The organism is Micromonospora sp. NPDC052213 (genome assembly GCF_040679695.1).
Classification (GTDB): domain Bacteria; phylum Actinomycetota; class Actinomycetes; order Mycobacteriales; family Micromonosporaceae; genus Micromonospora.
Window position 1 is genome coordinate 1 of the sequence record NZ_JBFAVI010000250.1, and the last position, 7,140, is coordinate 7,140.

The 7,140-nt window shown below is 72.0% G+C and carries 7 protein-coding genes and 1 pseudogene; 7 read left to right on the forward strand and 1 reads right to left on the reverse strand.

Annotated elements, in window-relative coordinates:
• The first annotated feature begins 7 nt into the window (after window positions 1-7).
• The 4 genes from AB0L34_RS32015 to AB0L34_RS32030 all read left to right on the forward strand — a co-directional run bounded on the left by AB0L34_RS32015 (window position 8) and on the right by AB0L34_RS32030 (window position 2,934).
• On the forward strand, window positions 8-118 hold the full coding sequence (locus AB0L34_RS32015) for a hypothetical protein (RefSeq protein ID WP_363709201.1): 111 nt from the start codon (window positions 8-10) through the stop codon (window positions 116-118).
• A gap of 191 nt (window positions 119-309) precedes the next feature.
• Window positions 310-2,175 (forward strand): transketolase, encoded by a 1,866-nt coding sequence (locus AB0L34_RS32020; RefSeq protein WP_363709204.1) that lies wholly within the window; start codon window positions 310-312, stop codon window positions 2,173-2,175.
• A 67-nt stretch (window positions 2,176-2,242) separates the two neighbouring features.
• Window positions 2,243-2,542 carry a hypothetical protein gene (locus AB0L34_RS32025; RefSeq protein WP_363709193.1) on the forward strand — a complete coding sequence of 100 codons (300 nt, stop codon included), beginning with the start codon at window positions 2,243-2,245 and terminating at the stop codon, window positions 2,540-2,542.
• 104 nt (window positions 2,543-2,646) lie between these two features.
• Complete coding sequence (locus AB0L34_RS32030; RefSeq protein ID WP_363709195.1) at window positions 2,647-2,934, forward strand: DUF1905 domain-containing protein; 288 nt, start codon at window positions 2,647-2,649, stop codon at window positions 2,932-2,934.
• A gap of 42 nt (window positions 2,935-2,976) precedes the next feature.
• Here AB0L34_RS32030 and AB0L34_RS32035 read toward each other — a convergent pair whose 3' ends face one another.
• Complete coding sequence (locus AB0L34_RS32035) at window positions 2,977-4,449, reverse strand: peptidoglycan DD-metalloendopeptidase family protein (protein ID WP_363709206.1); 1,473 nt, start codon at window positions 4,447-4,449, stop codon at window positions 2,977-2,979.
• A 405-nt stretch (window positions 4,450-4,854) separates the two neighbouring features.
• On the opposite strand from AB0L34_RS32035, the gene AB0L34_RS32040 reads away from it, so the two are divergent.
• The 3 genes and pseudogenes from AB0L34_RS32040 to AB0L34_RS32050 all read left to right on the forward strand — a co-directional run.
• Window positions 4,855-5,970, forward strand: a complete 1,116-nt coding sequence (locus tag AB0L34_RS32040; RefSeq protein WP_363709197.1) for a DUF4185 domain-containing protein — start codon at window positions 4,855-4,857, stop codon at window positions 5,968-5,970.
• A 73-nt stretch (window positions 5,971-6,043) separates the two neighbouring features.
• Window positions 6,044-7,039: an esterase family protein gene (locus tag AB0L34_RS32045; RefSeq protein WP_363709199.1), complete on the forward strand. Its 996-nt coding sequence runs from the start codon at window positions 6,044-6,046 to the stop codon at window positions 7,037-7,039.
• Window positions 7,033-7,140: pseudogene (locus AB0L34_RS32050) on the forward strand (alpha/beta hydrolase); the annotation flags it as partial. The gene AB0L34_RS32045 and the pseudogene AB0L34_RS32050, both read left to right, overlap by 7 nt.

Consider the following 7,140-nt stretch of genomic DNA (forward strand, 5'->3'; position numbering starts at 1 on the left):
GGTCACCATGCGCTGGTGGAACGACCTGTGGCTGAACGAGTCGTTCGCCGAGTGGGCCAGCCACTGGTGCAACACCCACGCGACCCGGTTCCGCCGAGGCAGCCGGATCGCCGGATAGTCCTGCCTCCCGGCGGCCGCCCGGTCGGCCGCCGACGACCCCTCGGGGCAGATCGGTGGTTGCCGGACGCCGGGCCGGTTTCCTGGCTACGGTACGGGGAGCAGGCCGGCGGGGGCTGCCCGGCCGTGGGCCGGGCGGTCCGGCAGCACCGGGCCGGGGAAGGCCGATCGCTGGAGGCGATGCCGGTGACGATGGAAGCAGAGCGCATCCGCGCCGACGAGATCACCGAGCTGGGCGAGCTCGCCGCGCAGTTGCGGGTGGACGCGATCCGGTGCAGCACCCGGGCCGGGTCCGGTCACCCGACCTCCAGCCTGTCCGCCGCGGACCTGCTCGCCGTGCTGGTCACCCGGCACCTGCGCTACGACTGGTCGGATCCGGGCGGTCGCGCCAACGACCACCTGATCTTCTCCAAGGGCCACGCCTCGCCGCTGCTGTACGCGGTCTTCAAGGCGGTCGGGGTGATCAGCGACGAGGAACTGGTGGAGACCTACCGCCAGTTCGGCTCGCGCCTGCAGGGGCACCCGACGCCGGCGCTGCCCTGGGTCGACGTGGCCACGGGCGCGCTCGGCCAGGGGCTGCCCGTCGGTGTCGGGATCGCGCTGGCCGGCCGGTACCTCGACCGGCTGCCGTACCACGTCTGGGTGTTGTGCGGGGACAGCGAGACGGCCGAGGGCTCCATCTGGGAGGCGCTGGACAAGGCGAGCCACTACGGGCTCGGCAACCTGACGGCGATCGTGGACGTGAACCGGTTCGGGCAGCGGGGGCCGACCGAGTTGGAATGGGACCTGGACACCTACCGGCGGCGGGTCGAGGCGTTCGGCTGCCGGGCGGTCGTCGTCGACGGTCACGACCTCGCCGCCGTCGACGAGGCGCTGGGCCGCGCCCGGCAGGCGACGGGCCCGACCGTGGTGCTCGCCCGGACGGTGAAGGGCAAGGGCGTACCCGAGGTCGAGAACAAGCCGGGCTGGCACGGCAAGCCGTTCAAGCCCGACCTGGCCGACCGCGCCGTCGACGCGCTCGGCGGCGTACGCCAGATCCGCGTCACCGGCCCACGCCCCGAGGCCGCTCCGCCGCCCGCCGCTCCCGCCGGCACGCCACCGGAGCTGCCCCGGTACGACCGGGGGGCGAAGGTCGCCACCCGCAACGCCTACGGCGACGCGCTGCGCGCGTTGGGCGCCCGGCCGGACGTGGTCGCGCTGGACGGCGAGGTCAGCGACTCGACGCGCGCCGACCGGTTCGCCGGGGAGTATCCCGACCGGTTCTTCGAGATGTTCATCGCCGAACAGCAGCTGGTCGCCGCGGCGGTCGGGTTGCAGGTACGCGGGTACCGGCCCTTCGCCTCGACCTTCGCGGCCTTCTTCTCCCGCGCGTACGACTTCATCCGGATGGCCGGCATCTCCGGGGCCGACATCGCCCTGTCCGGCTCGCACGCGGGGGTGGAGGTGGGGGCGGACGGCCCCTCGCAGATGGGGCTGGAGGACCTGGCGGCGATGCGCGCCGTCCACGGGTCGACCGTCCTCTACCCCAGCGACGCCGTGTCCTGCGCGGCCCTGGTGCGGGAGATGGTCGACTGCGGGGGCATCACCTACCTGCGGACGACCCGGGGCGCGTACCCCGTCCTGTACGGCAACGACGAGGACTTCCCGGTGGGCGGCAGCAAGCTGCTGCGCGGCGGCGACGACGACCGGGTCGCGCTGGTCGGGGCCGGGGTGACGGTGCACAACTGCCTCGCCGCCGCGGACCGGCTGGCGGGCGAGGGCGTCGCGGCCCGGGTGATCGACCTGTACTCGGTGAAGCCGCTGGACCGGCAGCGGCTGCTGGACGCCGTCCGGGTCACCGGCGGCCGGCTGGTGGTGGTGGAGGACCACTACCCGGAGGGTGGCCTCGGCTCGGCGGTGCTGGAGTCGCTGGCCGACCTCGCCGAGCCGGTGCGGGTGACGCACCTGGCCGTCCGCGGCCTGCCCACCTCCGGGACGTCGAGCCAGCTCATGGACCAGGCGGGGATCGGGGTGGAGGCGATCGTCGCGGCGTCGCGCGCCGCGCTGTCCGGGAGCTGAGCGGGCGGGCAGCGGGCAGACCGACGGACCCGACGAGGGCCCTCGTCGTCACCTACGCCGTCGCGACATGGGCGTGCACCGACTCGTCCCGACGCGGTGGAACCTGCGCACCGGCGAGGTCCAGACCTTCCCCGAGATGCGCATGGGCGGTCGCGGCGTCAGCGCCGACGGTTGGCTCGTCGGTAGCCGGGAGGGGCAGGGACTGCTCGCCAGCCACCAGGGCATGGTGACGCTGCCGGACCTGCACGACCACGACACCGTCATGTCGAACTACGCCGTGGCGATCAGTCGGGAGGGTCGCCTCGTCGCGGGTGGCGGGTCGGTCGGCGGTCCCCGGGCCGTCCCGGTGGTGTGGCGCTGCCGGTGACACTCCGCCCCTGGTAGGCGTGGCCGGGCCGGGTTGCCGTCGCGACGCCGTCACCGGCAGCCTCGGCCCGCCGCCGCACGAGTTCGCGGTCCTATGCTGAGCCGATGGACGTGGAGTTCAACGGCGAGATGTTCTTCTGGAGGGGCCCCGCGCCCTGGCACTTCGTCACCGTGCCGGAGGACGACTCCCGCGAGCTGAACGCGACCTGCGCGTCCGTGAGCTACGGCTGGGGCATGATCCCGGTGACGGCCCGGATCGGGGGCACCGGGTGGCGGACGTCGCTGTTCCCCAAGGACGGGCGTTACCTCGTGCCGGTGAAGGCCGGGGTGCGCGAGGCCGAAGGGCTCGTGGTCGGAGACACCGTCACGATGCGCCTGGTCGTCGACGTCTGAGCAGGGTGACCGGGTCGGGCCGGAGACGTCCCGGCCGGTTCCCTACAGCGCTCCGCCCCAGTTGTCGGTGGCGAGTCGGCCGGTGGTGTCGTCGATGAAGCGGTGCTCGAGGGTGCCGTTCGTCGTCCGGTAGAACACGTGATGCTGGTTCGGGGTCGACAGGCCCGCCGGGTCGTCGGTCACCACACCGAGGGCGCCCCAGTTGTCGACGCCCGGGCTGATCCCGGGCCACCAGTACCAGTGGACCAGGTCCCCCGATGCCGTCCGGGCGAAGATGTGCTGCTGATCGCGGTGCACGAACGCGTGCGGGTTACCGACGAACCCACCACCCGGCCACACACCACCGTTGAGCGTGCCGGACGGATCGTCGAAGAACCGATGCTGCAACCCGCCGTCGGCGTTGCGGAAGAACACGTGGTGCTGGTTTCCGCCGTAGGAGAACCCGGTCGGGTCCGACGCCACACCCGAGGTCACACCCCAGTTGTCCGTAGCGGGGTTGATGCCCGGCCACCAGTACCAGTGGATGAGGCCACCCGAGGCGGTGCGGGCGAAGACGTGCTGCTGGTCCCGATGCACGAACGCGTACGGATTCCCCACGAACCCACCACCCGGCCACACCCCACCGGCGACCTGACCCGTGTTCAGGTCGTAGAAGCGGTGCTCCAGGTTCCCCTCCGGATTGCGGTAGAACACGTGCTGCTGACTGCCGTACGCGAAGCCGGTCGGATTCGACGTCACCCGCCCGACCGTGTTCCAGTCGTCCATGCCAGGAGAGGCCATGCCCGGCCCGAACCACCAGTGCCGCAACGTGTTGTCGCTCCCCCGCGCGAACACGTGCTGCTGGCTGGCGTGCGAATATCCGACCGCCTTGCCCGTCAGCGGGCCCCCGCCCCAGTCCGCCCGCACCAGTCCCGCACCCGGCGACCACGACAGATTCACCAACGACCCCGCCGCACCCACCGCCACGACGTGCTGCCCGTCGCCGGAGACGAACGCCCGACCGGCGACGGGCTCGGCGGGGCGACCGCAGTTGTCGCTGGTGAGGTAGCGCTGGTGGTAGGAGCCCGGATACGGCGCGAGGGAGATGCCGTTGATGACGATGGTCTGCCCGACGCCGTTGTACAGCTGCTCGTAGTGGATGTGCGCGCCGGACGAGTTGCCGGTGTTGCCGGTCAGCCCGATCTGCTGGCCCTGGGCGACTGTCGCGCCGTTGGCCACCGAGTAGGCGGCGAGGTGGAAGTAGTAGGTCTTCCATCCGCCGCCGTGCTCGATGGCGATGTAGTTGCCCGCGCCGCTGGGCTGCGAGTAGCGGTAGGCGGTGCCGGCTGCCGAGGCGAGGACGGGGGTGCCGCCGGTGACCCCGCCGTCGGCCCGGACGAAGTCCAGCGCCTGGCGGACCTCGCTGCTGTGGTGGCTGTAGGTCCACCGTTGCCCGCACGGGAACGGGGCCTTGAAGGTGGGCGCGGCGGCGCCGGCGGGTACGCCCGCCACCACGGCCAGCGCCGCCCACGTCACCACGGCGGCCACGAGCGCCACGCCCAGTCGACGGACGATGCCTACGGTACGCACTGACGGCTCCTCGCTGCGGTGGCGGCGGCTGCGGGGACGGGCTGCGCGATCCGCGGTCGCGCCGGCCCGCCGGTCGGTCGGGACGGTGCTCGGAGCGCGGGCGTTCGGGGCTCCGATGGCCGCGAGTCTGGAGAAGCGCCGTGACGCCTGTCAATGGGTCGACGAAAGTTTCCGGCAGGGTGTCACTAGCGCCCCGCAAACATCCTTCGGCGGTGGAGCGTGCTTGACTCCGCCGGCCGGTGGCCGTAGTTTGCAGCCTTACATCGATGAAGATCGCTTGATCAGACTGGCGTCCGTTCCGGCGCCGCAGTTCTCCGCCCTGCCCGCCGCACGCCCGCGACAAGGACGGTCATGACGATCAACCGCCGCTCACTGCTCGGAAAGGTCGCCGTGGTCGGCGCGGCCGCCGCGGTCGCGCCGACCCTGGCCCCCGGCGCGGCCCAGGCCGCCTACTGGAAGAAGCGCCTCACCGGCGCCGACCTGGACACCAACCACCGGTGGCAGGTCGCCGGCACCGACCTCGGCATACCGTACGTGCTGGAGAACGGCTCCATCGGCTACCTGTTCGGCGACACCTTCAACACGCCGTGGCCGGAGGGCCCGCCGCTGCCCAACGACTGGCGCTCACCGGTGATGCTGCGCTCCTCCGTCCACCCCGGGGCGAGCGGTGGGATCGTCTTCGACAGCGCCGCCCGGGTCGCCGGCAACGGGCGGGCTCCCGAGCTGATGCACAACGGCCACAACGGTGTCGGTATCGACGGCCTCTGGGAGGTGACCGTCATCCCCAACGACGGCATCAGCTTCCCCGAGACCGGCCGCCAGCTCATCTCGTACATGAGCATCGAGAACTGGAACTCCGCCGGCCCCGCCGGGCCGCACTGGCGGTCGCGCTACGCGGGGCTGGCCTACAGCGACAACGGCAACGACTTCGTCCGTACGCCGCTGAAGTGGTGGAACGACGGCGCCAACACGGACCCCTTCCAGATGTGGACGATGCAGCGCGACGGAGACTGGGTGTACGTCTTCTCGGTGCGCTCGGGCCGGCAGGACGGCCCGATGATGCTGCGTCGCGTCCGTTGGGACCGGCTCTTCTACCCCGAGTCCTACGAGGGCTGGGGCTGGAACGGCAGCAACTGGGGCTGGGGCCGCCCGTGCACCCCGATCCTCACCGGCCGGTTCGGCGAGCCGTCGGTGCGGCGGCTCGCCGACGGCACCTGGGTGATGTCCTACCTCAACTGCGCCACCGGCTGCATCGTCACCCGCACGGCGGGCGGGCCGGACCAGGTCTGGACGGCGGAGAAGGTCCAGGTCACGCCGTGGCAGGAGCCCGGGCTCTACGGCGGGTTCATCCACCCGTGGTCCAGCCGCCGGGCCAACGACCTGCACCTGATGGTGTCGAAGTGGACCAGGACGCCCGACAACCGGAGCACCGCGTACCACGTCAGTCAGTTCGTCGCGTCGGCGTGAGCCCGCCGGACGGAGGCGGGCGCGCACCAGTCGTCACGCCGGGTCGACGCGGCCCCGGCAGTGGAGGGAAACCATGAGCGACAGTGGCAACGTTCGTCGTCGAGTGAGCCGCCGGCGACTGCTGGCCGGCACGGCGGGAGTCGCCGCCGCCGGAGCGTTCGCCGGGGCGTTCTCCGCGTCGTCCCCCGCGGTCGCCGCTGTCGACGGCCACGGCCTGCACATCGTCGACCGCAACGAGAACCCCGGCCGGCTGCAGTACTACCGTTTCGCCACCGCCGCCATCGAGTGGGACCCGGCGGTCAACGTCCTGCTGCCCGACGGTTACCACACCAGCGGCAGGCGCTATCCGGTGCTGTACCTCCTGCACGGCGGCGGAGCCGACTTCCGCACCTTCCACCTGCAGGACAACATCGTCAACCTCACCGCCGGCCGGGAGATCATCGTCGTCATGCCGGACGCCTCGACCGGCTGGTACTCGAACCCGGTGCACAGCAACACCGGCCCCCGCAACTGGGAGACCTTCCACATGGCGCAACTGCTGCCGTGGATCGAGTCGAACTTCCGCACGTTCCCCGAGTACGACGGACGCGCGGTCGCCGGGTTCTCGATGGGCGGGTTCGGCGCCCTCAAGTACGCCGCGAAGTACTACGGCCACTTCTGTTCGGTCAGCTCACACTCCGGCCCGGCCAGCCTGCGCCGGGACTTCGGCCTGGTCGTGCACTGGGCCAACGCCACCTCGGCGGCGCTGGACCTGGGCGGCGGCACGGTCTACGGCGCACCGCTGTGGGACGAGGCACGGGTCAGCGCCGACAACCCCGTCCAGCGCATCGGCAGCTACCACAACAAGCGCGTGTTCCTCGCCGCCGGCACCTCGCCCGACCCGGTCAACTGGTTCGACACGGTCAACGAGACCCAGGTGCTGGCCGGCCAGCGCGAGTTCCGGGCGGCTCTCGCCCGGGCCGGCATCCCCCACGAGTGGCGCGAGGTTCCCGGGGGCCACTACTTCCGGCACGAACTCTTCGTCCAGGACCTCGACGGCATGCTCCGCCGCCTCCGCCGCGCCGGCTGACCTCGTCGCTCGACCAGGCGTCCCTGCCGCGCACCGCCCAGGGCTCAGGCCGATACGTGGTGGCGCCCTACGAGTGGCGGCTCCTGGACGGCGTGGGGCAC

Excerpts from the sequence above, each read along its gene's own strand:
- AB0L34_RS32015 (WP_363709201.1), top strand. The coding sequence starts at position 8 with ATGCGCTGGTGGAACGACCTGTGGCTGAACGAGTCGTTCGCCGAGTGG.
- AB0L34_RS32020 (WP_363709204.1), top strand. The coding sequence starts at position 310 with ATGGAAGCAGAGCGCATCCGCGCCGACGAGATCACCGAGCTGGGCGAG.
- AB0L34_RS32025 (WP_363709193.1), top strand. The coding sequence starts at position 2,243 with ATGGGCGTGCACCGACTCGTCCCGACGCGGTGGAACCTGCGCACCGGC.
- AB0L34_RS32030 (WP_363709195.1), top strand. The coding sequence starts at position 2,647 with ATGGACGTGGAGTTCAACGGCGAGATGTTCTTCTGGAGGGGCCCCGCG.
- AB0L34_RS32040 (WP_363709197.1), top strand. The coding sequence starts at position 4,855 with ATGACGATCAACCGCCGCTCACTGCTCGGAAAGGTCGCCGTGGTCGGC.
- AB0L34_RS32045 (WP_363709199.1), top strand. The coding sequence starts at position 6,044 with ATGAGCGACAGTGGCAACGTTCGTCGTCGAGTGAGCCGCCGGCGACTG.